The organism is Nocardia sp. NPDC003482, from assembly GCF_053588115.1.
The window spans coordinates 439273-465345 of the sequence record NZ_JBSFPI010000003.1; the positions used below are offsets into that span (position 1 = coordinate 439273).

The 26073-nt window shown below is 70.7% G+C and carries 21 protein-coding genes; 7 read left to right on the forward strand and 14 right to left on the reverse strand.

Features of this window, described 5'->3' with window-relative positions; translation table 11 throughout:
• Positions 1–49 precede the first annotated feature (49 nt).
• Entirely contained in the window at positions 50–238 is a 189-nt protein-coding gene (locus ACWDSJ_RS07350) for a hypothetical protein (protein ID WP_450029981.1), read from the reverse strand.
• Positions 239–327: 89 nt separating this feature from the next.
• Here ACWDSJ_RS07350 and ACWDSJ_RS07355 point away from each other — a divergent pair, with 89 nt between their 5' ends.
• Entirely contained in the window at positions 328–2640 is a 2313-nt protein-coding gene (locus ACWDSJ_RS07355) for a helicase-associated domain-containing protein (protein WP_450029983.1), read from the forward strand.
• Between the two features lie 55 nt (positions 2641–2695).
• Here ACWDSJ_RS07355 and ACWDSJ_RS07360 read toward each other — a convergent pair whose 3' ends face one another.
• Positions 2696–3208, reverse strand: coding sequence for an LppU/SCO3897 family protein (locus tag ACWDSJ_RS07360; RefSeq protein WP_450029985.1), 513 nt, complete (start codon positions 3206–3208; stop codon positions 2696–2698).
• Positions 3187–3390, reverse strand: coding sequence for a hypothetical protein (locus ACWDSJ_RS07365; protein ID WP_450029987.1), 204 nt, complete (start codon positions 3388–3390; stop codon positions 3187–3189). The genes ACWDSJ_RS07360 and ACWDSJ_RS07365 overlap by 22 nt, the downstream gene beginning before the upstream one ends.
• Between ACWDSJ_RS07365 and ACWDSJ_RS07370 the strand changes: the two genes are divergently transcribed.
• Positions 3371–4258: a hypothetical protein gene (locus tag ACWDSJ_RS07370; RefSeq protein ID WP_450029988.1), complete on the forward strand. Its 888-nt coding sequence runs from the start codon at positions 3371–3373 to the stop codon at positions 4256–4258. The two genes, ACWDSJ_RS07365 and ACWDSJ_RS07370, sit on opposite strands and share 20 nt — an antisense overlap.
• A gap of 1 nt (position 4259) precedes the next feature.
• On the opposite strand, the gene ACWDSJ_RS07375 is transcribed toward ACWDSJ_RS07370, so the two are convergent.
• From ACWDSJ_RS07375 to ACWDSJ_RS07390, 4 genes are all read right to left on the reverse strand, one after another.
• Positions 4260–5690 (reverse strand): M1 family metallopeptidase, encoded by a 1431-nt coding sequence (locus ACWDSJ_RS07375; protein WP_450029990.1) that lies wholly within the window; start codon positions 5688–5690, stop codon positions 4260–4262.
• Positions 5691–5774: 84 nt separating this feature from the next.
• Complete coding sequence (locus ACWDSJ_RS07380) at positions 5775–6413, reverse strand: LysE family translocator (RefSeq protein WP_450029992.1); 639 nt, start codon at positions 6411–6413, stop codon at positions 5775–5777.
• A gap of 31 nt (positions 6414–6444) precedes the next feature.
• Positions 6445–7110 carry a DUF3239 domain-containing protein gene (locus ACWDSJ_RS07385; protein WP_387367769.1) on the reverse strand — a complete coding sequence of 222 codons (666 nt, stop codon included), beginning with the start codon at positions 7108–7110 and terminating at the stop codon, positions 6445–6447.
• Positions 7111–7150: 40 nt separating this feature from the next.
• Positions 7151–8809 carry a DNA repair helicase XPB gene (locus tag ACWDSJ_RS07390; protein ID WP_387367766.1) on the reverse strand — a complete coding sequence of 553 codons (1659 nt, stop codon included), beginning with the start codon at positions 8807–8809 and terminating at the stop codon, positions 7151–7153.
• Between the two features lie 102 nt (positions 8810–8911).
• Here ACWDSJ_RS07390 and ACWDSJ_RS07395 point away from each other — a divergent pair, with 102 nt between their 5' ends.
• The gene (locus tag ACWDSJ_RS07395) at positions 8912–9826 is read left to right on the forward strand and encodes a sigma factor-like helix-turn-helix DNA-binding protein (RefSeq protein ID WP_450029995.1); all 915 of its coding nucleotides are present in this window, start codon (positions 8912–8914) and stop codon (positions 9824–9826) included.
• A gap of 4 nt (positions 9827–9830) precedes the next feature.
• Here ACWDSJ_RS07395 and ACWDSJ_RS07400 read toward each other — a convergent pair whose 3' ends face one another.
• Complete coding sequence (locus ACWDSJ_RS07400) at positions 9831–10019, reverse strand: hypothetical protein (protein WP_450029997.1); 189 nt, start codon at positions 10017–10019, stop codon at positions 9831–9833.
• 180 nt (positions 10020–10199) lie between these two features.
• Between ACWDSJ_RS07400 and ACWDSJ_RS07405 the strand changes: the two genes are divergently transcribed.
• Positions 10200–11363 carry a pyridoxal phosphate-dependent aminotransferase gene (locus ACWDSJ_RS07405; protein ID WP_450029999.1) on the forward strand — a complete coding sequence of 388 codons (1164 nt, stop codon included), beginning with the start codon at positions 10200–10202 and terminating at the stop codon, positions 11361–11363.
• Here the strand turns inward: ACWDSJ_RS07405 and ACWDSJ_RS07410 are convergent.
• The 4 genes from ACWDSJ_RS07410 to ACWDSJ_RS07425 all read right to left on the reverse strand — a co-directional run bounded on the left by ACWDSJ_RS07410 (position 11357) and on the right by ACWDSJ_RS07425 (position 17629).
• Positions 11357–12448, reverse strand: coding sequence for a 3-deoxy-7-phosphoheptulonate synthase (locus ACWDSJ_RS07410; RefSeq protein ID WP_450030001.1), 1092 nt, complete (start codon positions 12446–12448; stop codon positions 11357–11359). The genes ACWDSJ_RS07405 and ACWDSJ_RS07410 overlap by 7 nt on opposite strands.
• A 222-nt stretch (positions 12449–12670) precedes the next feature.
• Positions 12671–13144, reverse strand: a complete 474-nt coding sequence (locus ACWDSJ_RS07415) for a carboxymuconolactone decarboxylase family protein (RefSeq protein ID WP_387367752.1) — start codon at positions 13142–13144, stop codon at positions 12671–12673.
• Positions 13145–13266: 122 nt separating this feature from the next.
• Positions 13267–14151, reverse strand: coding sequence for an oxidoreductase (locus ACWDSJ_RS07420; protein ID WP_387367746.1), 885 nt, complete (start codon positions 14149–14151; stop codon positions 13267–13269).
• 10 nt (positions 14152–14161) lie between these two features.
• Positions 14162–17629: a non-ribosomal peptide synthetase gene (locus ACWDSJ_RS07425; protein ID WP_450030004.1), complete on the reverse strand. Its 3468-nt coding sequence runs from the start codon at positions 17627–17629 to the stop codon at positions 14162–14164.
• Between the two features lie 112 nt (positions 17630–17741).
• Here ACWDSJ_RS07425 and ACWDSJ_RS07430 point away from each other — a divergent pair, with 112 nt between their 5' ends.
• Positions 17742–19370, forward strand: a complete 1629-nt coding sequence (locus tag ACWDSJ_RS07430) for a (2,3-dihydroxybenzoyl)adenylate synthase (protein WP_450030006.1) — start codon at positions 17742–17744, stop codon at positions 19368–19370.
• On the opposite strand, the gene ACWDSJ_RS07435 is transcribed toward ACWDSJ_RS07430, so the two are convergent.
• Positions 19352–20701, reverse strand: coding sequence for a salicylate synthase (locus ACWDSJ_RS07435; RefSeq protein WP_450030007.1), 1350 nt, complete (start codon positions 20699–20701; stop codon positions 19352–19354). The genes ACWDSJ_RS07430 and ACWDSJ_RS07435 overlap by 19 nt on opposite strands.
• Positions 20702–20866: 165 nt before the next feature.
• Here ACWDSJ_RS07435 and ACWDSJ_RS07440 point away from each other — a divergent pair, with 165 nt between their 5' ends.
• Both ACWDSJ_RS07440 and ACWDSJ_RS07445 read left to right on the forward strand, forming a co-directional pair.
• Positions 20867–23245 carry a glycerol-3-phosphate 1-O-acyltransferase gene (locus tag ACWDSJ_RS07440; RefSeq protein WP_450030008.1) on the forward strand — a complete coding sequence of 793 codons (2379 nt, stop codon included), beginning with the start codon at positions 20867–20869 and terminating at the stop codon, positions 23243–23245.
• Positions 23245–24699, forward strand: a complete 1455-nt coding sequence (locus ACWDSJ_RS07445; protein ID WP_450030010.1) for an HAD-IB family hydrolase — start codon at positions 23245–23247, stop codon at positions 24697–24699. The genes ACWDSJ_RS07440 and ACWDSJ_RS07445 overlap by 1 nt, the downstream gene beginning before the upstream one ends.
• Here the strand turns inward: ACWDSJ_RS07445 and ACWDSJ_RS07450 are convergent.
• On the reverse strand, positions 24696–25397 hold the full coding sequence (locus ACWDSJ_RS07450) for a polyprenol monophosphomannose synthase (RefSeq protein ID WP_387368041.1): 702 nt from the start codon (positions 25395–25397) through the stop codon (positions 24696–24698). The genes ACWDSJ_RS07445 and ACWDSJ_RS07450 overlap by 4 nt on opposite strands.
• Positions 25398–26073: the final 676 nt, after the last annotated feature.

Here is a 26073-nt window from a genome sequence, read left to right on the forward strand (position 1 = left end):
GAAGGCCCCCACTCCTTTCCGGAGACGGGGGCCTTCTTCGTCTTTCGTGTCAGCGATTGATGACCGTGTGTGGGTGCACGTAGGGCACCTCTTCCGCCGGCACCGGGAACTCGGTGTCCTCGCCGTACGGCGACAGCCCACCGGAACGGGTGGACGAGAGCTCGGTCACGGCGTGGTCGCCGTTGTCCAGCTTCGGCCAGCCGTTGTCGACGTAGGGTTTCTTCGATTTGTTCACCACGCTGTCATTCTGGCACGGCGGCAACCCGGTAGCGCGACAGGTTCGACACACCTCGGCGGGCCGCGAAACCCGGCCGTACGCTGGACGGGATGACCACGACCGACTCCCGGCCCGGCTCGGCCGAAACCACGCTGGCCGACTGGCTGACCACCCGCACCGACGAGGAGCTGGTGACGCTGCTGGAACTGCGCCCGGATCTGGCCGTCCCGCTGCCGGGTTCGATGGCGGTGCTCGCGGCCCGGGCCGAACAGCGGGCGTCGGTCCTGCGCGCCACCGACGAGCTGGACACCCTCGATTTCGCGGTCGTGGAGACCCTGGCCGTGCACGGCGCGAGTTTCCCCGGCCGCACGGCGAGCCCCCTGCCGCGCCGGCGGCTGCGCGAACTGCTGGGCGATCGGGTGCCGGGCGCCGAGATCGACGCGGCGGTGGATCGGCTCGCCGCGCGGGCGCTCGTCTGGGGCGAGGACGAGTTGTTCCTCGCCGGGGCGGCCAAGGACGCGCTGCCGTGGCCGCTGGGCAGCACCACGGACATTCCGGACGCCTTGACGGAACCGGAGATTCGCGCGGCCCTGGCCGAGATCGGTTCGGCGGAACGGGCATTGCTGGACAAGCTGGCGACCACGGGCCCGCGCGGGCGCACCCGCGACGCCGCTCCCGGCACGCCCGCCGATCGCCCGATCCAGCGCCTGCTGGCCGCGCGCCTGCTGGAGTGGATCGACGAGGAGACCGTCGAACTCCCGCCCTCGGTCGGCCAGGTGCTGCGCCGCGAACCGGTGACCGATCCGCACGCGCTGACCCGGCCGAACCCGCGCCCGGCCGAACATCCCGTCGCCGATGTGAACGCCGCCGCCGCGGGCGAGGTCGGCGAGCTGCTGCGGCACTGCGGCGACATCCTCGCGGTGCTGGGCGACGCGCCCGCCCCCGCGCTGCGCTCGGGCGGCCTCGGCGTGCGCGAACTGCGCCGGGTCGCCAAGCAGACCGGCATCGAGGAGTCCCGCGTCGGATTGCTCGCCGAGGTGCTGGCCGCGGCGCGCCTGGTGGACAAGGGAATTCCCGAACCCCCGCCGGACGCGGACGCGGTCGACGACTTCTGGGCGCCCACCGGTTCGGCCGACGGCTGGCTGGAGGGTCCGCCCGCCCGGCGCTGGGTGGTGCTCGCGCACGCCTGGCTGGAACTGGACCGCTTCCCGTGGATGATCGGCCTGCGCGACGCCAACGACAAACCGCTGGCCGCGCTGTCGCTGGAGCTGCGCAATATGCACGCGGTGCGCGACCGCCGCGCGATCCTGGACCTGCTCGCCGCGTACCCGCCCGGCTCCGCGGTGTCGGCGGCCGATATCGCGACCGTGCTGGCCTGGCGACAACCGCGCTGGCGCAGGCACTTCCGGGTCGAGGCGATCGAGCAGACCCTCGCCGAGGCCACCGCGCTCGGCGTCGTCGGCCGGGGCGCGCTCACCTCCGCGGGCCGGGCGCTGCTGCACGAGGCGCTCGGCGACGCCGAGGCCGAGATGGAGTCCGCGCTGCCGGAACCGGTGGATCACGTTCTGGTGCAGGCGGATCTGACCGTGATCGCCCCGGGGCCGCTGGTGCCGGAGTTACAGCAGCGGGTCGCGCTGGTCGCCGACGTCGAATCCGCCGGGGCCGCAACGGTGTACCGGATCTCGGAGACCTCGGTGCGGCGGGCGCTGGACGCCGGGCTCACGGCCGCGGAGCTGCATCAGCTGTTCACCGCGCATTCGCGGACCCCGGTGCCGCAGTCGCTGACCTATCTCATCGACGACGTGGCGCGGCGGCACGGGCGGTTGCGCGCGGGGCTGGCGCAGTCGTTCGTGCGCAGCGAGGATCCGGCCCTGCTGGCCGAGGTGCTGGCCGCGCCGGTGGCGGATCGGCTGGCGCTGCGCGCGGTCGCGCCGACGGTGGCCATCTCCCAGGCCCCGCTCCCCGATGTGCTCGAGGCGTTGCGCGGCGCGGGTTTCGCCCCGGCGGGTGAGGATTCCGCCGGTGTCATCGTGGATCTGCGCCCGCGCGGCGCGCGAATCCCGTTGCGCCCCAACCCCCGTCAGTCCTGGCGGCCGACCCCGCCCAGCACCGAGCAGCTGCGGTTGCTGGTGTCGGAGCTGCGCGCCGGGGAGAAGGCGGCCAAGGCCCGGCCCGGGCAGTCGGTCCGTTCCGACGGCACCCGCACCGGCACCGCGGCCACCCTCGCGCTGCTGCAACTCGCGGCCCGGACCCGGCGGCCGGTGCACATCGGCTACGTGGACGCCCAGGGCGTGGCGACCCAGCGCATCGTCGAGCCCCTTCAGGTGGCCGGGGGCCAGTTGGACGCCCTCGACCCGGTGACGGGTGCGGTCCGCCACTTCACGCTGCACCGCATCGCCTCGGTCGCGCTCGTCGAGCAGTGACCCGTGCGGTGTGCCGACCCGGCGCGCTCGTCGAACAGTGACCCGCAGGACCCCCTCAGGCGCGGGGGTTGACGAAACAGAATGTGGTCGCCGGTTCGGTGAGGGTCAGGTAGGTGGCGGCCGGATCGCAGAGCGCGCGGTCGGCGCGGCCGTCGAAGCGGGCGACCACGCGGACGGTCGCCTCGGGGGCGGCGCAGTCGGCGAGGGTGAAGCCGGTCGCCGAATCGCGGTGATAACAGCTGTCCGCCTTGAGGTTCGGGGCCAGACAGAGGAAGGCCGTGGTCTCCCCGGCGGCGGTCTCCTCGTAGGAGGAGTACTCGGGACCGCAATCGCCCTTGCGATCCGATGTCGACACGACCGTGTAGACCACTCGGCCCGAGGCGCAGTCGACCGGCGTGGTGCGGGCCTGGTTCACCGCCCCCTCGGTGACCTCGAGACAGTCCCCGACCGCGGCCCCGGCGGCGGCCGAACGGCCGGTGACCGCGCAGCCGCCGACCGCCGCGGCGATCAGCGCCAGCGCGACCGGCGCGGGCCGGACCCGCGCGATCAGAGCCCGCGCAGCGACCACAGCGCCCAGAGGGAGTGGTTGATGATGCTGGGCACGACGGTGTTGAGCAACTGGATGCCGAGGGTGTTCACAGAGAAGCCTTTCGCGAGATGCTGGACGAATGCCCAGGCGTACATCGTGATCTGTGTCGATATCGTCGGGGAGATCGTTACGCTCTGCAACATGAGGCTCGAGGACGTCATCCGGGAGCTCTACGGGATCGATCCCGGCGAATTCGTGCGGGCACGAGATGCCCAGGTCAAGGCCGCCCGCGCGGCCGGTGACAGGAAACTGGCGACCGCGATCGGAAAACTGCGCAAGCCCACGGTCGCGGCGTGGGCGGTCAACCTGCTGGCCCGCGAGGCCACCGACGAGGTGGGCGCGTTGCTGAATCTCGGTGCGGCCCTGCAAGATGCCCAGCGCCGGTTGTCGGGCGACGAGCTGCGCACCCTCACCACCCAGCGCCAGCAGGTGGTGAACGCGTTGTCGCACAAGGCCGGTCGACTCGCCGAGGAACACGGCCATCCGCTCGGCGAATCCGTGCTGCGCGAGGTCGGCCAGACCCTGCACGCGGCCCTGGCGGATTCCGCTGTGGCCGAACAGGTTCGCGACGGCACGCTCACCACGTCCGCCAACTACGAGGGTTTCGGCCCGGCCGGTCCGGCCCTGGCCTCGGCCCCCGAACCCGCCGCCGGGGCGAAGTCCGAACGACCCACCGGCCACGCCGCCGCTGCCCGGCGCGCGCCCGGCGACGCGAAAACGAAACCGCCCGCCGACCGCGACGCGGCGGCCCGGCAGGAACTCGACGACGCGCTCGCGGCGCTCGAATCCGCCCGGGAGGCAATTGATTCCGCGCGCTCGGAGCTGAGCGATCGCGAATCCGAACTGGCCGAACTGGATTCGCGCATCGGTGACCTGCGCGCCGAACTCGACCGCGCCGAGGAACGACGCCGCTTCGCCGCGGCGGCCCAGCGGTCGGCCCAGGAGGCCGTGCACAAGGCCGAGCGGCAACTCGACCGGGTCGAACGCTGGGCCGACAAGGCCCGGTCCCGGCTGCCGGACCGGAGGTGAGTCAGGCGCGCAACGAGCCGGGGTACAGGTACTCCGGCGCGGGCACCGTGTCGTGGTCGAGCCAGGCGCCGAAGAACCCGGTCAGATCCCGGCCCGCGCGCGCCTGCACGAACTGCCGGAACTCCGGCATCGACACGTTGCCGTAGGCGTGCGCCTGCGCGAAGTCGCGGACGGCCGGGAAGAACACCGCGTCGCCGACGGTGCGCCGCAGCGCGTGCAGGAACAGCGGGCCGCGGTAGTACACGGAGGTGAATTCCCTTCCCGCGCCGGGGTTCTGCAACGGGATCTCCCAGAACTTCGGATTGTCGAGGTTCTCCGCGACCGTCTTGCGGTACCGCGCGTCGACGTCGTCGCCCTCCTTGCGTTCGGGCCACAGGTAGTCCGCGGTGTAGCTGGCGAAGCATTCGTTCAGGCACACGTCGGACCACCGCTTCACCGACACCGAATCGCCCCACCACTGGTGGGTGTTCTCGTGCACGACCGTGTTCAGATCCGTCCAGGGCGCGTAGATCGGCCGGGTCTGGGTCTCCAGCGAGAAGTTCAGGTCGGTGTCGACGTAGATGCCGCCGCCGCTCTCGAACGGGTAACGGCCGTACAGGGATTCGAGGAAGTCCAGCACCTCGGGCAGGCGCTGTTCCAGTTCCCGGGCGCGCCCGGCCTTCGGCGCGAAGGCGCTGATCAACGGGGTGCCGTCGGCGCGACGCTGGTCGAGGAAGTCGAAGTGGTCGATCGCCACGGTGGTCAGGTAGCCCGCCGTGGGATGCCGGGACGCCCATTCCACCGTGCGGTTCGGCCCGTCCACCGTGTCGCGCACGCGCAGGCCGTTCGACACCGCCTGCCATTCGCTCGGGATCGTCACGCGCAGATCGAAGGTGGCCTTGTCGGTGACGGTGTCGTTGAGCGGGTACCAGGTGGCGGCCGAATGCGGTTCCCCGGCGGCGAACGCCCCGCCGCTCGGGGAGAACGTCCAGCCGCCCTCGTCGTGTTGGGTTGCGGCCCCGGCGTATTCGACCGTCACGGTGAACGGCAGCGCGGGCAGCACCGGCAGGGCCGGGGTGACGGTCAGTTCGTGCTCGCCGTGGCGGTCGAATTCGGCGGCCTGCCCGTTCACCGTCACCCGGCGCACGTCCGGCCCGTCGAAGTCGAGGTTGAACGTGCGCATGATCTCGGTGCCGACGGCGTCGAGCCGCGCGGTGCCGTCGAGCCGATGGCTGGGCGGGTCGTAGGAGATGGCGACGTCGTAGTGCTGGACCCGGTAGCCGCCGTTGCCGTCCTCCGGGTAGTACGGCTCCCCCGCTCCCGACGCGCCGGCGAACGGATCGGCGTGCGCCTGCGTGGTGGTCGGGGGGACCCCGGCCATCGCGACGACCAGCGGGGGCGTGAGCGCCAGGACGGCCGTGACCGACCATCGAATTCGGTTGCGCCTACCCATGCGACGAAGCCACCCCTTTCAGCACGCGGACACGGAAGCCACGATGCTATCCCGGGCCGCCGCCCGGACCGGGGCACCTCGCCGTCAGTCCCCGGTGCCGGACACCGCCACGCTCGCGCCCAGGCCGATGATCATCAGCCCGCCCGCGCCGCCGACCGCCTCCAGCCGTCGCGGCGAGCGCGCGAACCAGTCGCGGGCGCTGCCCGCCGCCAGTCCCCACGCGCTGTCGGACACCAGCGCGATGGCCAGGAAGACCAGCCCGAGGATCAGCAGTTGCAGCGGCACCGCGCCGCGATCGCGATCGACGAACTGCGGCAGCACGGCCGAGAAGAAGATGATCCCCTTGGGGTTGGTCAGCCCGACGATGACGCCCTGCCGGAAGATCCGCCGCACGGGAGTCGCCTCGGCCCGCGTGGCCAGCGCGTCGCGCAGCGAACGCCGCTCGCGGATCGCCAGGATCCCGAGGTGGATCAGGTACAGCGCGCCGACGAACTTGATGATCGTGAGCGCGAGCGCGGAGGCCGCGAGGATCATGCCGAGTCCGGCGGCGACCAGGATCAGCGTGATCAGGATGCCGAGGGCGTGACCGAGCACCGAGACCAGCGCGGCGCGCCGCCCCTGGCTCAGCGCGCGGCCGATGGTGAACAGCACGCCCGGGCCGGGGATCACGATGAGGATGGCGGCGGCGATCGCGAACGCGATCAGATGGTCGGCGGATACCATCGTTCGATTCTACGAACCGGCGCAAGGGGTTTCAGCCGCGCAATTCCTCGGGCAGCTGGTGCGGATCGAGCAGCAGCCGCTTGGTGTCCACGCCCTGCACCTTCGAGGCCAGGGACAGGTTGTCGGCCAACAGTTTCCACTCGGCCTCGCCGATGGCGGCGCGGGCGCGCTCGATCACCGCGCCGTCGCGGGTGCCCCAGGCGATCGGCATCGCGCTGACGACCTGGCGCAGATCGGCGACCGAGCGGGGCACCCGATCGGCGCGCACGGTGACCGCGGGCACCTGCTCACCGGGTTCGACGCGGTGTCCGGGCAGCGCGCGCACCACGCGGGTGATCAGCGCGTACCGCGGATCCGCCTCGGGTTTGGCCAGATTCACCAGCGCCAGCAGCGTGACGCCCTTGGCGTGCGGGCCCGACACCACCGCGGGCACGAGATCGCCCTCGGCGTAGAGCTTGTCGACCCGGGACCGGTAGGGCGTCCAGACCGCGACGAACACCGCGATCAGCGTGCCCAGCGCGAAGGCGATCGCGAGCAGGAAGGAATAGGGATGGTTCAACCAGATCAGCCCGGCCGTGCCCAGGCCGAGCACGATGGCCGCGGCGAGGGCGAGCAGGCGCAGCCGGCGCAGATTGGCGACGACTTCGTTCACCGCCCTGGCATGCTCGCGATCCACCGCGAATTCGAAGCGTCGCACGTCCTCATTCCTAACACGTTTGCGGAGGTAATTCCTCCATCTAGCCGATCGCGGGTCCCAGCAGGTCGTCCGCGTCGGTGATGCGGTAGGCATACCCCTGCTCGGCCAGGAAACGCTGCCGGTGCGCCGCGTACTCGGCGTCGAGCGTGTCCCGGGCGACGACCGAGTAGAAATGCGCCTGTCCGCCGTCGTGTTTGGGCCGCAGCAGCCGTCCCAGCCGTTGCGCCTCCTCCTGGCGCGAACCGAACGTACCCGAAACCTGGACGGCGACCGAGGCTTCCGGCAGATCGATCGAGAAATTGGCGACCTTGCTCACCACCAGGACCGGGATCTCGCCCTGCCGGAACGACTCGAACAGGGCCTCGCGCTCCTTGGTGCGGGTGGAGCCCTGGATGACGGGGGCGTTCAGGTGCTCGCCGAGTTCGTCGAGCTGGTCCAGGTAGGCGCCGATGACCAGGCACTGGGAATCCTTGTGGCGCTTCAGGATCGACTCGACCACGGGGAGTTTGGTGCGTGCGGTGGAGCAGAGCTTGTAGCGCTCGTCGGGTTCGGCGGTGGCGTAGCTCATGCGTTCGGCGTCGGTGAGGGTGACGCGCACCTCGACGCAGTCGGCCGGGGCGATCCAACCCTGCGCCTCGATGTCCTTCCAGGGGGCGTCGTAGCGCTTGGGGCCGATGAGGGAGAACACGTCGCCCTCGCGGCCGTCCTCGCGGACCAGGGTGGCGGTGAGGCCGAGGCGACGGCGGGACTGGAGGTCGGCGGTCATGCGGAAGACGGGGGCGGGCAGCAGGTGCACCTCGTCGTAGATGACCAGGCCCCAGTCTCGGCTGTCGAACAGTTCCAGATGCTTGTACTCGCCCTTGGTCTTGCGGGTGATCACCTGGTAGGTGGCGATGGTGACCGGGCGGACCTCCTTGCGCTCGCCGGAGTACTCGCCGATCTCGTCCTCGGTGAGCGAGGTCCGCGCCAGCAGCTCGCGCCGCCACTGCCGCCCCGCGACGGTGTTGGTGACCAGGATGAGCGTGGTCGCCTGCGCCTTGGCCATGGCGGCCGCGCCGACCATCGTCTTGCCCGCGCCGCAGGGCAGCACCACCACGCCGGAACCGCCCGCCCAGAACGAGTCGGCCGCCATCTCCTGATAGTCGCGCAGATGCCAGGCGTGGGTGCCGAAGTCGAGCGCGATGGGATGCGCCTCGCCGTCGACGTACCCCGCGAGATCCTCGGCGGGCCACCCGATCTTCAGCAGCATCTGCTTGATCCGCCCGCGCTCGGACGGATGCACGGCCACCGTGTCCTCGTCGATCCGCGCCCCCAACATGGGCTGAATCTTCTTGTGCCGCAACACCTCCTCCAGCACGGCCCGATCCAGACTCACCAACACCAGCCCGTGCGCCGGATGCTTCACCAACTGCAACCGCCCGTACCGAGCCATCGTGTCCACGATGTCCACCAGCAACGGCTGCGGCACCGCGTACCGCGAATACGCCACCAGCGCGTCCACCACCTGCTCGGCGTCGTGCCCCGCCGCCCGCGCGTTCCACAACGCCAACGGCGTCACCCGATACGTGTGCACATGCTCCGGCGCCCGCTCCAGCTCCGCGAACGGCGCGATCGCCTGCCGAGCCGCATCCGCCCGCTCATGCTCGACCTCGAGCAACAACGTCTTGTCGCTCTGCACGATCAACGGACCATCCGTCATGAGCACCTCCTCGAGTCCGCCCCCCATTGTCCCCGATGGGTCCGACAGCCCGGCCGTGAGCTGCGGTGAGGCGCGTCCGCGGGCCCCCGTAGAATCGTCGCAATGGTCTCCGCGTTGCTCGTCGGTCTGTTCGAAGCCCAGCGCGGGCGGTTGTTCGGGGAGGGGTATCGGCTGACCGGGAGTTTGCGGGAGGCCGAGGAGGTGCTCGAGGAGGCTTGGTTGCGGTTGGTCTCGACGCCGCAGTACGAGATCGAGGATTTGCGGGGGTGGTTGGTGGGGGTTGTGGGGAAGATCTGTCTGATGCGGTTGGGGGGGCGGGTAAGTGGGGGGATGCCGGAGTTCGTGGTGACGGCGCCGGTGGTGTCGGGGGCGGTGGATGAGCTCGAAACCCTCGCGCGCAGAGCGGAATTCGGTATCGAGGCGTTGGCGGCGCTGGAGGTGCTCACGGCGGGGCAGCGGGTGGCGTTGGTCCTGCGGGACGAATTCGGGGTGCCGGTCGAGGAGGTCGCCGATATTCTCGAGGTCTCCGTCGAGGAGGCGCGGGAGACGGCCGACGCGGCGCGAAAGGCGTTGCCGCCCATGCCCGTAGCGGTGAGCGAGGACGAGCACGACGCGGCCGTGCGGCGACTGCTGGCCGCGCTGGCGGCCGCCGATCCGGATGCCCTGGCCGACGCGTTGCACGCGGAGGCGACCGTCGTGGCCGAACCGGGCGGCGGCAATCCGCTGAATTCCGTTGCGGGAGCGCGCGATATCGCCGATCGCGCTGTGGAACTCCTGCGCCGCTACCGCCTCGACATCTCCGAGCGCGGCAATGTCGAATTCGATCCGGTTCGCGTCAACGGCCGCCTCGGGCTGTTGCTGCACGAACGCGCGCCGCGCGACGGCGTTCCCGGCTGGCTGCCGCGGGTGCTCGCCTTCACCGTGGACGAGGGTCGGGTCCGGACCGTGCGGGAACTGTCGGATCCGGCGAAACTCCGTCGCGGACTTCGGGTTCCGCTCCGCCCGGCCCAGACCTGACCGGTCAGGGCGTCGTCGAACCGGTGAAGAAGTCGCCGGTCGACGAACCCGTCCCCCAGTTCCCGGTGGAGGAACCCAGCCCCCAGTCCGGCGTGGAGGAACCCCAGCCCCAACCACTGCTGACGATGTCGCGCAGGAAGTCGTGCACGAGGCCGAGCATCGGATGCAGGAGAAGGTCGATGTAGGAGGCCATTCCTCGCCCCTTTCGAACACCACCGCGAGGGGTGTGTGAGTTGAAACACCGGCAGGCTAGCCGCCACCGGGAAACCACACAACCACCCAGTTCAGAGCGCCGAAAATAAAGTGAAACATAGCCTTTCGCTATCGCGTCGCAACCACAGTGAACCGGAGGTTACCGGTTACGTTTGACACCATGCAGCCCAACGCCACCGTCGCCCGTCTCCGCCCGTTCGCCTCGACGATCTTCGCCGAGATGACCGAACTGGCCGTGCGCCACGGCGCGGTCAATCTGGGCCAGGGCTTCCCGGACACCGACGGCCCGGCCGAGATGCTGGCGGTGGCGCGGCGGGCCATCGCGGACGGCTTCAACCAGTACCCGCCCGGCCGCGGCGTGCCGGCCCTGCGCGCCGCGATCGCGGCCGACCGCGCCCGGCGCTCGGGGCTGGACTACGACCCGGACCGCGAGGTGCTGGTCACCGTGGGCGCGACCGAGGCCCTGGCCGCGAGCATCCTCGGACTCGTCGAGCCCGGCGCGGAGGTCGTGCTGATCGAGCCGTACTACGACTCCTACGACGCGGCGGTGGCGCTGGCGGGAGCCGTGCGGCGCACCGCGCGGCTGGTGCCCGACGGCGACGGCTTCGCCCTGGATCTGGACAGCCTGCGCGCGGTCGTCGGGCCGAAAACCCGGATGATCCTGCTGAATTCGCCGCACAACCCGACCGGCACGGTGCTCGGGCGCGACGATCTGACCGCCATCGCGGAGGTGGCGATCGAGCACGATCTGATCGTCGTCGCCGACGAGGTGTACGAGCACCTCACCTTCGGTCCTGAGCACATCAGCATCGCCACGCTGCCCGGCATGTTCGAGCGCACGGTGGTGATCTCCAGCGCCGCCAAGACATTCAGCGTCACCGGCTGGAAGATCGGCTGGGCGTGCGCCCCGGCCCCACTGCTCGACGCGATCCTCACCGCCAAACAGTTCCTCACCTTCGTCGGCGGCGGCCCGTTCCAGCCCGCGGTGGCCTACGCCCTCGAGCACGAGCGGCACTGGGTGAGCGAGCTGCGGGACAGCCTGTCCGACAAGCGGATCCGGCTGTCCGAGGCGCTCACCGACGCGGGCTTCGACGTGAAACGCAGCGACGGAACGTATTACGTCACCGCCGACATCTCCGCGCTCACCGACGCCGACGATCTGACCTTCTGCCGCGAACTACCGGCACGTCTCGGCGTGGTGGCCGTGCCGATCAGCGTGTTCGCCGACGACAAGGCCGGCTGGAATCGCTTGGTGCGCTTCGCGTTCTGCAAACGGGACGAGACCCTCGACGAGGCCGTCCGCCGCCTGCACGCCGCTCACTGACGACGCCGGGCCACCGCGTCGGCGAGCCGGTCCAGCTGGGCGGCCGTGGTGTCCCAGTCCAGGCAGGCGTCGGTGATGGACTGGCCGTAGGTCAGGTCGGCGGCACGGCCGAGGGTGAGGTCCTGGCGTCCGGCGACGAGGAAGCTCTCCATCATCACCCCGACCACCCCGGGTTCGCCCGCGGCCAGCCGCTCGGCGATATCGGTGACGACGTCGACCTGCCGGTTGTGGTCCTTGTTGCTGTTGCCGTGGCTGGCGTCGACCACCACGCGCTGCGGCAGCGCCGCCTTCTCCAGCCGGATGCGGGTCTCGGCGACGGAGTGGGCGTCGTAGTTGGTGCCGGTGCTGCCGCCGCGCAGGATGACGTGGCAGTCCGGGTTGCCCGCGGTGCGGATCAGCGCGGCGCGGCCGTCGAGATCGGTGCCGGGGAAGACGTGGCTGGCCGCGGCCGCGCGCACGCCGTCGACGGCCACCTGCACATCGCCGTCGGTGCCGTTCTTGATGCCGACGGGCATCGACAGCGCGCTCGACAGCTGCCGGTGCACCTGGCTGGCCGCGGTCCGGGCGCCGATCGCGCCGTACGAGACCAGGTCCGAGATGTATTGCGGCGTAATGGGATCCAGGAACTCGCAGGCGACGGGCAGGCCGAGCGCGGTGATCTCGACCAGCAGTCGGCGGCCCAGCCGCAGCCCGGTGTTCACGTCGAAGGAGCCGTCCAGGTGCGGATCGTTGATCAGCCCCTTCCAGCCCAGGGTGGTGCGCGGCTTCTCGAAGTAGACCCGCATCACCACGTGCAGCCGATCCGACACCTCGGCGGCCTTGGCGGCGAGGCGGCGGGCGTAGTCGATCGCGGCGTCGGGGTCGTGCACCGAGCACGGCCCGACGATCACCATCAGCCGATCGTCGATGCCGTCGAGCACGTCGACGGTGGCCTTGCGGCCCGCGCGCACGGTGTCGGCGAGCGCGTCATCGATCGGATGGGCGCGGCGGACGTCGGCGGGCGAGAGCAGCGGGGAGATGCTCAGCGTGCGCTGATCGTCGAGATCCGCGGGTTGGACCGCGCTGTCGGCTGCGGCGGTTGTCATCGTGGGTGTCCTTTTCCCAGTCCGACCCACGGAACCGAATTCCCGTCGAGCCGGTCTGTGTCGTCCGGCTCGGGGTGGAAGAAGTCAGCGCGATTCGCCGACCGGCCCACCCGGGGCCGGCTCGGTAAACCAGAAATACGCGCGCTGCACGACAGGGACTGTACCAGGCGGTCGAGCGAGGGCGGCCGGGCGAGCCGCCCCCGGGTGACCATTCCCACAGCTCTACCCGAACATGCCCGGCTGGTAGGAGCCTGCGGGGATGCGGGCGATGACGTTCAACCGGTTGTAGGCGTTGATGATCGCGACCAGGGAGATCAACGCCCCGATCTGCTCGTCGTCGTAGTGCTTGCGCACCTGCTCCCAGGTCTCGTCGCTGACGCCGTGGTGGGCGTCGGCGAGGCGGGTGCCCTCCTCGGCGAGGGCCAGCGCGGCGCGTTCGGCCTCGGTGAAGACCGTGGCCTCGCGCCAGGCGGCGATCAGGTTGAGCCGCACCGGTGTTTCGCCCGCGGCCGTCGCGTCCTTGGTGTGCATATCGGTGCAGAACCCGCACCCGTTGATCTGGCTGGCGCGGATCTTCACCAGCTCCTGCGTCGCCTTGGGCAGCGAGCTCTGGTCGATGACCTGACCGGCGTTGCCGATCCGCTTGACGAACTTGCCCGCGACCTCGTTGGCGAACATGTCGAACCGTGCTTCCATGACCGGACTCCTCACTCGAACGCGCCGCGTCCGCGGCTGCCTACACCGAGAAGACGCCGCACCCCACGGCGGTGTGACAGCGAGTGATCGTGATCCGGATCACACGAGCGGATCCGGGGCCGTCATCGGCGGTCGAAGTGGTAGGTGACCTTGGTCAGTTGTTCGCACTGGTCCCAGAGGCGGCGGGCGGTGACCTCGTCGCGGGAGGCGGCGGAGGAGCCGCAGCGGACCGGGTGGCCGCGCAGGCCGCGCCAGCCGGTGGGGCCGTAGTAGCCGCCGGGGTCGACGTCGGGGACGGTGGCGGCGTAAAGGGTTCCGAGCGCGCCCATTTCGGGGGTCTGGCCGAGGATGCGATTGCCCAGCGCCATGATCGTGTCGAGGAACGACTCGGTGTGCGACTGCAATTCGGTCGCGGCGTAGCCGGGATGGGAGGCCACCGAGAGCTTGGGCGAGCCCGCCGCGGTCAACCGGCGCTGCAATTCGTAGGCGCAGATCAGATTGGCGAGTTTGGCCTGGGCGTAGGCTGCCCAGCGGTTGTAGCGGCGATGCTCCCAGTTCAGGTCGGACAGGTCGAGTTTGCCGTAGTGGTGCGCCCCGCTGGCGACCGTGACGACCCGCTCGCGAACCTTGTCCAGCAGCAGGCCCGTCAGCGCGAAGTGGCCGAGATGGTTTGTGCCGAACTGCATTTCGAAGCCGTCGGCGGTGCGGCGCAGCGGCACCGCCATCACGCCGGCATTGTTGATCAGCACATCGACCGGTTCGACGGATTCGGCGAACTCCCGCACCGAACCCAGATCGGCGAGGTCCAGCCGCCGCACCACCGCGCCCGCGCCGAGGGTGTCGGCGACCGCGCGGGCCTTCACCTCGTCGCGGCACGCCATGATCACCCGGCCGCCCGCGGCGACCAGTGCCCGCGTGGTGGCCGCCCCGAGACCGCTGTTGGCGCCGGTGACGATGAACGTGCGCCCGCTCTGATCGGGGATATCGGATGTGTCCCAACCGCTCACGTCCCCGAGTTTACGTCTGCGCGAGGATCTCCTCGTCGCTCATGGCGGCCACCTCCAGATACAGCTCGGCGACCGTGGTCAGCCGCGCCGGATCGCTCTCGCGGGCGGCGAGACGCTCGGCCAGCCCGGCGACGGTGCGGGTGGCGAACAGATCCGAGACCACGGCGTGCGGGGCGTCGAGCCATTCCCGCACCCGCGCGATCACCGTGGTGGCGAGCACCGAGTCGCCGCCCAGGGCGAAGAAGTCGTCGTGGACGCCGACCCGCTCGGCGCGCAGCACCCCGGCGACGATGTCCACCAGCGCGGTCTCGAGCGGGCCCCGCGGCGAATCGTCCTGTGCCTCGGCGGCATTCGCGCGCAGCCGGGCCAGCACCTCGCGCCGATCCAGTTTCCCGTTGGGCGTCAACGGCATCGGATCGAGAATCTCCAGCCGGGTGGGAATCATGTAGGCGGGCAACAGTTCCGCCGCGTGCGCGAGCACGTCGGCGGTGGAGGTCACCGCGCCGGACACGGCCGCGACGAGTTTGGGCGCGCCGCCGTCGAGCACCGCCGCCACCGCGTGCCGCACGCCGGGCGCGCGGCGCAGGGCCTGTTCCACCTCGCCGAGTTCGACCCGATAGCCGCGGATCTGCACCTGATCATCGGCGCGGCCGAGGAATTCGATGATCCCGTCGGGGCGGTAGCGGGCCATATCCCCCGTGCGGTACCAGCGCAGCCCGTCGTGATCGACGAAGCGCCGCGCGGTCCGCTCCGGATCGCCGCGGTACCCGGCGGCCACATTGGCCCCGCCGACCCACAGTTCGCCGGGCACCCAGTCGGGGCAGTCGCGCCCGGCGGGCGAGACGATCCGGCAGCGCACATTGCGCAGCGGCACCCCGAACGGGATCGCGGTCCAGTCCTCCGGCGGGTCGGCGATCTCGCACATGGTGTGGTGGATCGAGGTCTCGGTGGCCCCGCCCAGCCCGGAGAACCGACAGCCGGGGACCTGCCGGGCCAGCCGCCGCGCCAGGTCCGCCCCGACCCAGTCGCCGCCGAGGGTGACCGCGCGCAGCGAGTCGCCGAGCCGGTCGCCGCCGATCTCGAGGATCATGTCGAGCATGCTCGGCACGCAGTTGAGGATCGAAACCCGGTGCCGCACCAGCAGTTCCACCCAGGTGGTGGCCTCCGCGCGCTGCCGGGCGTCCACCGCGACGATCGATCCGCCGACGGCGAACATGCCGAAGATGTCGTACACCGAGGCGTCGAACTCCAGCGCCGACAGCGCCAGCACCCGATCCGAGCCGCCGACGCCGAACCAGTCGTTGACCGCGTCGATGGTGTTCATCGCGCCGCTGTGTGGCACGTCCACCCCCTTGGGCGTCCCGGTCGACCCGGAGGTGAAGATGACGTAGGCGATCCCCGCCGGATCGGGAAACACGGGGCGCGCCAACGGATTCGGATGCGCGCACGCCTCGTCGACGGCCAGACAGGGCAGCGCCGGATCACCCATGTCGGCCCCCGCGACGCTCACCGCGGCCGCGACCCCCGCCGTCCGCAGGATCTCGGCACGCCGAGCCACCGGCTGGTCGAAACCGATCGGCACATACGCCGCCCCGGCCGCCAGCACACCCAGCACGGCCGCGATCTGATCGCGCCCCTTGGGCAGCTGCACCGCCACCGCGTCCCCCGGCTCGACACCCCGATCGCGCAGCGCGCCCGCGAGAGCCAGTGCGCGCCCGGACAATTCGCCGTAGCTCCACGAGCCGTCGTCGTCGCCGAGCCCCCACACCACCGCGATGTCGTCGGGCGCGGCGGCGGCGTGGGCGAAGAAGCCCTCGTGCAGGCGGCGCCCGCTGACCGGACCGTCGGTCGCGTTGACCCGCGCCCGCACCGCGGCCTGGTCGATCGGCAACCGCACCGCGGCCTCGGCGTCCCAGCCCGCCTCGTCGGCGAGCCGCCCGATCGCGGCGGTGTAGCGATCGAACATGGCCTCGATCATGCCGTCCGGGAAGGCGTCCCGGCGCACGTCCCAGTTCAGGAGCAGACCGCCCCGCACCTCGGTGACCTGCGCGTCGAGCAGGACCTGCGGGCCCTGGGAGATGATCCACACCGGGTCGCCGAAGGTCTCGGTCACCCGGTCGGCGAACAGCTCCCCCAGATTCAGGGCGCTGGTGTAGACGACGGGGGCCAGCACCGGCTCGCCGCGATACCGGCTGAGATCCCGCAGCACCTCGAGCCCCGCGTAATTCGCGTGCGCGCCGCTGTCGTGCATCGTGCGCTGGAGCGCCCGCGCCCGCTCGGTGACGGTGACGTCGTCGCTGACGTCGACCTCCACCATGATCGAGGAGGTGAAATCGCCGATGACGCGGTCGATGTCGGGATGCACCGGCTCGCGGTGGAACAACGGCACGTTCAGCAGGAAGCGCGGCCGCGCCGACCAGCCGCCGATCGTCTCGGCGAACACCGCGGCCAGGGCCATCGCGGGGGTGACGCCGCGCCGGTGCGCCGCCGCGACCAGCCGCTGTTTCGCCTCCGGGGCGAGCCAGTGGTCGAAGCGCACCGTGCGGTGCGGTTCGGCGCGGCGGGCGACCGGCACCGTCGGAAGTTCCGGCGCCCCGGGCAGTTCCGGCAGCCGCTCCCGCCACCAGCTCCGATCCCGTTCGCGCGCCGCGGGATCCAGCGTGTGCTCGGTGCGGTAGCGGCGGTAGCTGTAGTCCGGGGGCGCGATCCGGCCGCCGCGGTACAGCTCGGCGAGGTCGGCGGTCAGCACGCGGTAACTCATCGCGTCGCCCGCCAGCATGTCGACGTCCAGGTGCAAGCGGCTGCGGTCGCCGTCGAGCAGGGTGAGCGTGATGTCGAGAACCTGCCCCTCCTCGAGCGACAGCCGCTGATGGGTCTTGGTGTCGCGCAGGCGTTCCAGTTCGGCCTCGACCGCGTCGGGGGTCCGGCCGCGCAGATCCACCACCGCGAACACCGGCCGCCCCGGTCGGGGCAGGGTCTGTTGGGTGCCGTCGGGCAGTACCCGGGTGCGCAGCATGGGATGCAGCTCGACCAGCTCGGCGACGGCGCGCTCGAGCCGCGCGGGATCGACCGCGCCACCGTCGAATTCGACGTACAGGTGGGCCGCCACCCCGCCGAGTTCCTGTTCGTCGGAGCGGCCGACCCAGTAGGCGTGCTGCATGGTGGCCAGCGGGAACGGCTCGTCGGCCGCCGCGTCCACGGGTTCGGCGGGCGGCTCGGATTCCGTTGCGGGCGTGGGGGTTCCGCCGAGCAGTTCGTACCAGGCGTCCACCGACGGCGCGGCGGCCAGCTGGGCGAAGTTCACGTCGAGGCCGCGTTTGCGCCAGCCGCCCGCGAGTTTCATGGTGCGGATCGAGTCCAGGCCGAGTTGGATGAGGTCCTCGTCCCCGGCGATATCGGCCGCGTCGATACCGAGTTGAGCGGCGATCGCCGCGCGGATCTCGTCCCGGTCGATGCCGTCGCGCTGTCGTGGCTCCATGTCCGCTGTACTCCTTCGCTGGCCGATCGGCCACAGCGTAACGCAATGAGATAGGGTTGCCTAACCTACATTAGGTGACCCTGATAACTCGTGCCCGACCGTGAGGCTGACCGTGACTTCGACATCTGAGACCGCATCGGATCATCGCGACGGATTCGTCCCGTTCCCGGCCGAATTCGCGGAGCGTTATCGCGCGGCGGGCTACTGGGCCGGACAGTCGCTGGGTGAACTGCTGCGCACGGCCGCGCGCACCTGGCCGGAGCGTCCGGCCGTGCACGCCGAGGACCGCGTGCGGACCTACGCCGAACTCGACGCCGAGGCCGATCGCTACGCGCACGGCTTCCGCGCCGAGGGCATCGCGCCCGGCGACCGGGTCCTGGTCCAGCTGCCGAATGTGGCCGAATTCGTGCCGCTGCTGTTCGGGCTGCTGCGCGCGGGGGCGATTCCGGTGCTCGCGCTGCCCGCGCACCGCCGGGCCGAGATCGAGCATCTGGCCGAATTGTCCGGCGCGGCGGGCTATCTCATCGCGGATCGGGCGGGCGGCTTCGACTATCGCGAGCTGGCGGGGTCGCTGGTCGAGCGGGTGGCCTCGGTGCGCCGGGTGTTCGTGCTGGGCGAGCCGGGGCCGTACGTGGACGTGCGCGGCATCGCCCGCGACGGCGGCGCGCTGCCGCAGATCGATCCCGCCGACATCGCGCTCATGCTGGTGTCCGGCGGCACGACCGGGCTGCCCAAGTTGATCGCGCGCACCCACGACGACTACGCCTACAACGCCCGCGCCAGCGCCGAGGTGTGCGAATTGGATTGCGCGGACGTGTATCTGGCGGCCCTGCCCGCCGCCCACAACTTCCCGCTGTCGTGCCCCGGCGTCCTCGGCACGATCGGGGTCGGCGGCTCGATCGCGCTGATCGACGATCCCAGCCCGGAGAACGCCTTCGCGGCCATCGAACGGTTCGGGGTGACGGTGACCGCCGTGGTGCCGCCGCTGGCCCAATTGTGGAGCGCCGCAACCGAATGGGAGGAGGCCGATCTGTCCAGCCTGCGGCTGCTCCAGGTCGGCGGCGCGAAGCTGGCCGAGGTGAACGCCCGCGCCGTGGAACCCGCGCTGCGCACCCGGTTGCAGCAGGTGTTCGGCATGGCCGAGGGCCTGCTCAACTACACCCGCCTCGACGACGCCGCGGATCTGGTGTGCGGCACCCAGGGTCGCCCGCTCTCCCCCGCCGACGAGATCCGCGTGGTCGACGCCGACGGAAACGACGTGCCGCCGGGCGCGGAGGGCGAGTTGCTCACCCGCGGGCCCTACACCATCCGCGGGTACTACCGCGCGCCCGAACACAACGCGCGCGCCTTCACCCCGGACGGCTACTACCGCAGCGGAGATCTGGTGCGGCGCTTGCCGTCCGGTCATCTGGTGGTGTCGGGCCGGATCAAGGACGTCATCAACCGCGGCGGCGAGAACGTCTCCTGTGACGAGCTCGAGGAACATCTGCTCGCCCATCCGGCGGTGCGGCACGCCGCGGCGGTGGGGCTGCCCGATCCCGCGCTCGGCGAGCGGGTCTGCGCGGTCCTGGTGGTCTCCGGGGAGCCGCCGACCCTGGCCGAGGTGAAGTCCTTCCTCACCGGGCGGGGGCTGGCGGCCTACAAACTTCCCGACACCCTGCGCACCGTGGATCGGCTGCCGGTCACGGCCGTGGGCAAGATCGATAAGAAGGCGTTGCGGGGTCACGCCTCCACGACGTAGGGCGCGATGCTGGACAGCTTTTCGCAGGTCTCCTCGAATTCGCGGTCCGGGCGGGACTGCCCGACGATGCCCGCGCCCGCGCGCAGCCACGCGCCCTCGGTGGTCTGATAGACGGCGCGCAAGACGAGCGTGGCCTCCAGCGCGCCGGACGGCGAAACCGTCAGCACCGCACCGGAATACAGCCCGCGCGGGTCGTGGTCCAGGCGGAACACGGCGTCCACACCCGCGGCCTTGGGGATGCCCGAGGCGGTCACCGAGGGGAACAGCGTCGCCAGCGCGTCCCACGCGCTGCGGTCGGTGGCGAGCCGCCCGCGCACGGTGGAGGCCAGGTGCTGGACGCTGCCGCGCTCGCGCACCGCCATGAAGTCGGAGACGGCCGTGCTGCCCGGCTCGGCGACCGCGGCGATCTCGGCGAAGGAGGTCTGCACGGAAATCGCGTGTTCGACGATCTCCTTGGGGTCGCCGACGAGTTCGGCGCGCGCCGCCTGGTCGGCCTCGATTCCCCGGCCGAACGCCCGGGTGCCCGCGAGGGGTTCGGTGGTCACCACCCGGCCGTCGTCGACCGCGACCACCAGTTCGGGGCTGAAGCCCGCGGCCTCGAGCCCGCCGAGGCGCAGCAGGAACGAGCGCGCGGGCGTGTTGTGGGCGCGGCCCAGCCGATACGTCGCGGGCACGTCGACCACGAACGGCAGATCGACCTTCCGCGAGAGGATCACCTTCTGATAGCGCCCGTCCCGGATCTCGGCCACGGCACCGGCCACCCGGTCGCGGTAGGCGGTGGGATCGAGGGTGATGTCGGCGGCCCGCGCGATTGGCAACGCGGTCGCCTGCGCGGCGGCGATCAGCGCGTGGATCTCCTCGGCCTCGGCCGCGGTCGCGCCGTCGATCCGGATCCCGGTCGCGCCGATGCGGACCTCGATGCGCGGAATCATCAAGTGCGCCAATGGGGTTCGCGGGTCGAGATGTGCGGTGGCGCCCAGCGCCCAGGCGCAGAACTCGAAGCCGATCCAGCCGTAGGCGTGCCGGTCCGCGGCGTCCAGTCCGGCCAGTGCTCGATCGATCACGGCCGCCGGGCTGCCCTGCCACGGTTCGGCGGTGACCCGGCCCGCCCACTCGACGCGCAGTTCGTGGGCGTCGAGTTCGACGCCGCCGAGCGGATCCGCGGCGAACACCCACTCCCCCGGCCGCTCGTACATGACGTACTCCCCGAACCGGTCCGCGGCCGCGAGCGCGGAAACCGCTGCCACCGGGTCGATTCCGCCCGCCTGTGTGAATGCCGCCCCCGGACCGTCCCCATACCCGCATCGCACTCGCTCGTCCGTGGTCGACACGCTTCCTCCAAGGTTATGCTCACCTAACTTCAAGGGGTAAGGCTAGCATTACCTCAGTTCTCCGGAGGTGTGCCGGAGCGCACAGCGGGACCAATCGGAGGAAATTCGCGTCGGAAGGACCCGGAGGCGCGCTTCAATGGGGAAGCGCCACCTGATGGAGGTCCCATGATCGATCACCGCGCCGAGGTCCCGACGGCAACCACCTCGAATTCGACGCCGCGCGCGGCCGTCGCACTGGTGGACGCCGCGTCCGCGGTGGAGCGCGAGCTGATCGGGGGCTGGCTCGCCGAGGGCGGCATCGCCGCCGAGTACGGCCTGGACATACCGGTCGTGCAGCTCGATCTGGACGCCGCCGCGGTGGCCCAGCGCCTGGTCGGGCGACGTGACGATCCGCTGGTCGTGCCCGTGCGGGTGGTGTGGCTGCCGCCCGAGCGAGACGGCGTGCGCCGCACCACCTTCGCCGATCTGGTCACCTTCGGCGATCCGCGCAAACCGCACCGGATCCTGCAACGCCGCCTGGTCGCCAAGTCGCCCGACCGGCATCTGGTCCTCACCGGTCAGCCCGCCCGGCTCAGCGAGTTGCGCGCCAACAACGCCACGGTGGCGTCGAGCGCGGAACCGTTCGCGCGGGCCATCGTTCGCGCGGGCATCGTCGCGCTCGAACGCGCCGAGCGGTCGGTCATCGGCGACCGCTACAAGGTGCCCCGGCTGGTGGCCGAGGAGATCCTCGACTCCCCCGAGTTCCTGCGCCGCCTCGACGGCATCGCCGCGCACATCGGCTGCGAACCGGGCGAGGTGTACCGCCGCGCGGAGAAGGCGCTGCGCGAACTGGTCGCCGCGCAGAGCAGATTGGTGTCGGACCTGTTCACCCAGGCCATGCGGCCGGTGCACGCCTCGGCGTGGAAGGTGGACTTCGAACCGTCGGGGCTGGCCGGATTGCGTCGCCTCAATCGGCGTCATCCGCTGGTGTTCCTGCCCTCGCACCGCTCCTATGTGGACGCGTTCGTGCTCGGGGATGTGCTGGCGCGCACCGACTTTCCGCCCAATCACGTGATCGGCGGGGCGAATCTGAGCTTCTGGCCGATGGGCCCGATCGCGCGGCGCACCGGAACCGTGTTCATCCGCCGCAGTTTCGGCGACGACGAGGTGTACAAGGCGGTCGTCGAGGAGTACTTCGCGTATCTGCTGGCCAAGCGGTTCAATATGGAGTGGTACTTCGAGGGCGGCCGCACCCGCACCGGCAAACTGCGCCCGCCCCGCTACGGCCTGCTGAACTATCTGGCCGCCGCGATCCGCGCCCGCCGGGTCGACGATGTGCTGCTGGTGCCGGTGTCGATCACCTACGAGCGGCTCAACGAACTCGGCGCGATCGCCACCGAACAGGCCGGGGGCGTGAAGAAGGCCGAGGGGCTGACCTGGCTGGCCCGCTACATCCGCAATCAACAGCATTCGGCGGGCCACGTGTACGTGCGGTTCGGCGAGCCGCTGTCGGCGCGGCAGCGGCTGGCCGCGCACGGCGATCCGCTGCGGCCCGATCACGGTCCGGCGCAACCACTTCCGGACGAGGTCCGCGAGCAGGAGCGCAAGGCCGTGCAGCGGCTGGCCTTCGAGGTGGCCGTCGGCATCAACCGGGTCACCCCGATCACGGTCAACGCGCTGGTCACCCTGGCCCTGCTGGGGGTGCACGAGCGCGCGCTGACCCTCGGCGAGGTGCGCGCGGTGGTGCTGCCCGTGCTCGGCTACATCGAGCGGCGTGGTCTGCCCGGGGGCGAGCTGGCCACGCTGCGCGACGATCAGGGCCTGGCGGTGGTGCTCGATCAGCTGTCGGTGGCGAAGGTCGTGACCGTGTATCGCGGTGGGCTGGAACCGGTCTACTCGATCGAGGCGGGCGCGCACCTCGAGGCGGCGTTCTACCGCAACAGCGCGGTGCACTGGTTCGTGAACCGGGCGATCCTGGAACTGGCCGTGCTCACCTCGGTCGAGGCGCAGGAGGGCGATCAGCTGCGCGTCGGCTGGGACACCGCGTACCGGCTGCGGGATCTGCTCAAGTTCGAGTTCTTCTTCCCGGAGCGGGCGGAGTTCGGCGAGCAGCTGTCGGCGGAAATGCTGCTGGTGGACCCGGATTGGCACCGGCGCACCGCGGACGGCGGCACGGTCGGCTCGGACATCCTGGCCAAGCTGGCCGACACCGGATTCATCATGGCCCATCGCGTGCTGCGGTCGTTCTTCGACGCGCAGCTGGTCGTGGCCGAGCGGCTGGCCGCGCACGATCCCACGACGCCGGTGGATCGCAAGCGGTTCATCGAGGACTGTCTGGCCGTGGGGCGGCAGATGCTGTTGCAGCAGCGGTTGCACAGTCCGGAGTCGGTGTCGTCGGAATTGTTCACCACCGCACTGAAACTCGCCGACAACCACGGCCTGCTACAGCCCGACGGCGACGACCTGACCGCGCGGCGGCGGGCCTTCGCCGACGAACTGCGCACCCTCGGCCAGCGGATCTCGCGGGCCGCCACGCTGGATCCGTCCAATCGAGTGGAGCTGTGATGAGCGCGGGCGGTGAGTGGAGCGTGGACGCCGCGATCGAGGCGATCCGTTCGGGTCCCCAGGGGCCGCGGGTGGGGGCGATCTTCGATTTCGGCGGGACGGTCGTGCACGGTTTCACCCCGCCGTCCGGGCCGGGCCGCTGGTTGCGCCGAAACCCGTTGGCGGACAGCCTGCTCACCAGCGTGCGCGGCGCGCGGGCCGAGGGCGAGTACGAGCGCTTCCTCCAGCGCACCATGCACGCCTGGGCCGGACACTCGGAGGCCGAGCTGACCGAACTCGGCGAGAAGCTGTTCCAGCGCACGCTGTACGGCCACCTGTACCCGGAGGCGTGGCGGCTGATCCGCGCGCACGAGGCCGCCGGGCACACGCTGGTGCTGGCCACCTGCCTGACCCGGTTCCAGGTGCTGCCCGCCGCCGCGGAGCTGGGGATCGAGCATGTGCTGTACACGCCGATGGCCGCGCAGGACGGGGTGCTCACCGGCTACGTGGACGGAAAACCGTTGTGGCGCAGCGGCAAAGCCGAGGCGGTGCGCCGCTTCGCCCGCGACCACGACCTCGAGCTCGCCGCGAGCCACGCCTACGCCGACGCCGCCCCGGATCTGCCGCTGCTGGAACTGGTCGGGCATCCCACGGCGGTGAATCCGGATCCGCGGACCGCGATCGAGGCCACCGAACGCTCCTGGCCGGTGCTGACCTTCCGGCCGCGGGCCGATCCCGGCGCGCTCGATCTGGCCCGGACCGCGCTCGGTTTCGCGAGTCTGCTGGGCGGCGCGGCGGTCGGCGTGGCGGCGAAGGCGGGTACGCGCGATCAGCGGGCGATGGCGGATTCGATGATCGAGGTGGCGGCCGATGCGACGTTGCGCGCCACCGGGATTCGGGTCCGGGTGACCGGCCGCGAGCACGCGCTCGCGCCGCGGCCCGCGGTGTTCGTGTTCAACCATCAGAGTCAGTTCGACATGGTGGTGTTGAGCGAGGTGCTCGGCGGGGGTTTCACCGCGATCGCGAAGCGGGAGATCACCGCCAATCCGGTGTTCGGCCCGCTGCTGCGGTTCACGGGCGCGACGTTCATCGATCGGTCGGATTCGGCGGGCACGCGCGCCGCGCTGGCGCCGGTGGTGGACACGCTGCGCGGCGGGTTGTCGATCGTGGTGGCGCCGGAGGGGACGCGCTCGTTCACGCCGCGCGTGGGCCCGTTCAAGAAGGGCGCGTTCCACATCGCGATCCAGGCCGGGGTGCCGGTGGTGCCGATCGTGATCCGCAACGCGGGCGAGATCGCCTGGCGCAATTCGGCGGTGGTGCGCAAGGGCGTCGTCGACGTGGCGGTGCTACCGCCGATCGATGTGAGCGGCTGGGATCCGCGAGCGATGGACGCGGAGGTCGAGCGGGTGCGCGGGTTGTTCGTGGACACCCTGCTGGATTGGCCCGCCCCCGACGCGGCGCTGACCGCGCGTTAGAGCCGCCGCCCGAACAGCAGCTGCCACGGCATGAGGGCGGACTCCAGCTGGACCCGCAGGCTCATCTTGGACGCGCCCGCGGTGCGCTCCTCGAACCGGATCGGCACCTCGGCGATGGTGTAGCCCTTCTTGATGGTCCGGTAGTTCATCTCGACCTGGAAGGAGTAGCCGTTGCTCTGGATCGAGGCGACGTCGATCGCGCGCAGCGTCTCGGCCTTCCACGCCTTGAACCCGGCCGTCGCGTCCTTGACGCCGAGCCGCAGGATGGCGTTGACGTAGAAGTTGGCCCACGCCGACAGCGCCTTGCGGTACCACTTCCATTCCGCGGCAGTGGATCCGCCCGGGACATACCGGGATCCGAGGACCACCCCCGCCCCGGAGGTCTCGAGCTTGTCGAGCATGGCCGGAATGACCTCGGCCGGATGGGACAGATCGGCGTCCATCTGGATGACGACGTCGGCCCCCTCGTCGAGCGCCCGCGTGATCCCCGCGACATAGGCCCGCCCCAGCCCGTCCTTCTCGACCCGGTGCAGCACCCCCACCGCGTCGGGCAGTTCGACGGCCAGCTTGTCGGCCACCTCCCCCGTCCCGTCCGGCGAGTTGTCGTCCACAACGAGTACGTGCAGGTCGGCGACCGGTAGCGCGGTCAACCGCCCCACCGCCACCGGCAGGTTCTCCCGCTCGTTGTAGGTCGGCACCACCACGGTCACCTTCACAAGTCGCCCTCCCGCTCGATACAGCGCTCTATCCTGCCAGCACAGACCGTAGCGGACGCACTTATGGGAACTCTGAGCTGGCCCGGCCCCGACCTCAGGACTCGTCCCGAGCATCCTCCCGAGCATTCCGCTCCCGCACGATGTCCAACGCCCGCTCAGCGGTAGCCCGATCCGGATAGGGCCCCATCCGATCCGCGAACCAACACCGCTTCCCCTGCTCAGCCCGATGATGCTTCAAGCAGTAGTACCAACTCCCAGAAGAGTCACCCATACCCCCCACCCAACCACCCCCGAAAGATCTTGTCACCACCCCACCCCAAAAGATCACCAATACCTATTACATCGATTGCCATCAACTATCAAATCGATGAACCCCCACCAAAAACACAAACCCACCAAAACAACTGAGTGCAAACAACTTTCAAGATCCCGAAAATCCCCGCCCAAAGAACCCCATTCCCCCAAACAAGATGACACGTCTTTGGCTTTTTGCACAATCCCCCACCCAAACCCACCCCGCCCCAAACAGAACCATCGCCAACGCCCCCGCAACACCCCCATAACCCAGACACCCCAGAAATACCAGCCCCAGAAAGGGGGGTCCAGGGGGGCACCCCCCCTGGTCTGGGGGCGTGGGGGGGGGGGCCCCCCCACCAAA

Coding starts and splice junctions, on each gene's coding strand:
- ACWDSJ_RS07355 (WP_450029983.1), top strand. CDS start 328: ATGACCACGACCGACTCCCGGCCCGGCTCGGCCGAAACCACGCTGGCC.
- ACWDSJ_RS07370 (WP_450029988.1), top strand. CDS start 3,371: ATGAGGCTCGAGGACGTCATCCGGGAGCTCTACGGGATCGATCCCGGC.
- ACWDSJ_RS07365 (WP_450029987.1), bottom strand. CDS start 3,390: ATGACGTCCTCGAGCCTCATGTTGCAGAGCGTAACGATCTCCCCGACG.
- ACWDSJ_RS07375 (WP_450029990.1), bottom strand. CDS start 5,690: ATGGGTAGGCGCAACCGAATTCGATGGTCGGTCACGGCCGTCCTGGCG.
- ACWDSJ_RS07380 (WP_450029992.1), bottom strand. CDS start 6,413: ATGGTATCCGCCGACCATCTGATCGCGTTCGCGATCGCCGCCGCCATC.
- ACWDSJ_RS07390 (WP_387367766.1), bottom strand. CDS start 8,809: ATGACGGATGGTCCGTTGATCGTGCAGAGCGACAAGACGTTGTTGCTC.
- ACWDSJ_RS07395 (WP_450029995.1), top strand. CDS start 8,912: ATGGTCTCCGCGTTGCTCGTCGGTCTGTTCGAAGCCCAGCGCGGGCGG.
- ACWDSJ_RS07400 (WP_450029997.1), bottom strand. CDS start 10,019: ATGGCCTCCTACATCGACCTTCTCCTGCATCCGATGCTCGGCCTCGTG.
- ACWDSJ_RS07405 (WP_450029999.1), top strand. CDS start 10,200: ATGCAGCCCAACGCCACCGTCGCCCGTCTCCGCCCGTTCGCCTCGACG.
- ACWDSJ_RS07410 (WP_450030001.1), bottom strand. CDS start 12,448: ATGACAACCGCCGCAGCCGACAGCGCGGTCCAACCCGCGGATCTCGAC.
- ACWDSJ_RS07415 (WP_387367752.1), bottom strand. CDS start 13,144: ATGGAAGCACGGTTCGACATGTTCGCCAACGAGGTCGCGGGCAAGTTC.
- ACWDSJ_RS07425 (WP_450030004.1), bottom strand. CDS start 17,629: ATGGAGCCACGACAGCGCGACGGCATCGACCGGGACGAGATCCGCGCG.
- ACWDSJ_RS07440 (WP_450030008.1), top strand. CDS start 20,867: ATGATCGATCACCGCGCCGAGGTCCCGACGGCAACCACCTCGAATTCG.
- ACWDSJ_RS07445 (WP_450030010.1), top strand. CDS start 23,245: ATGAGCGCGGGCGGTGAGTGGAGCGTGGACGCCGCGATCGAGGCGATC.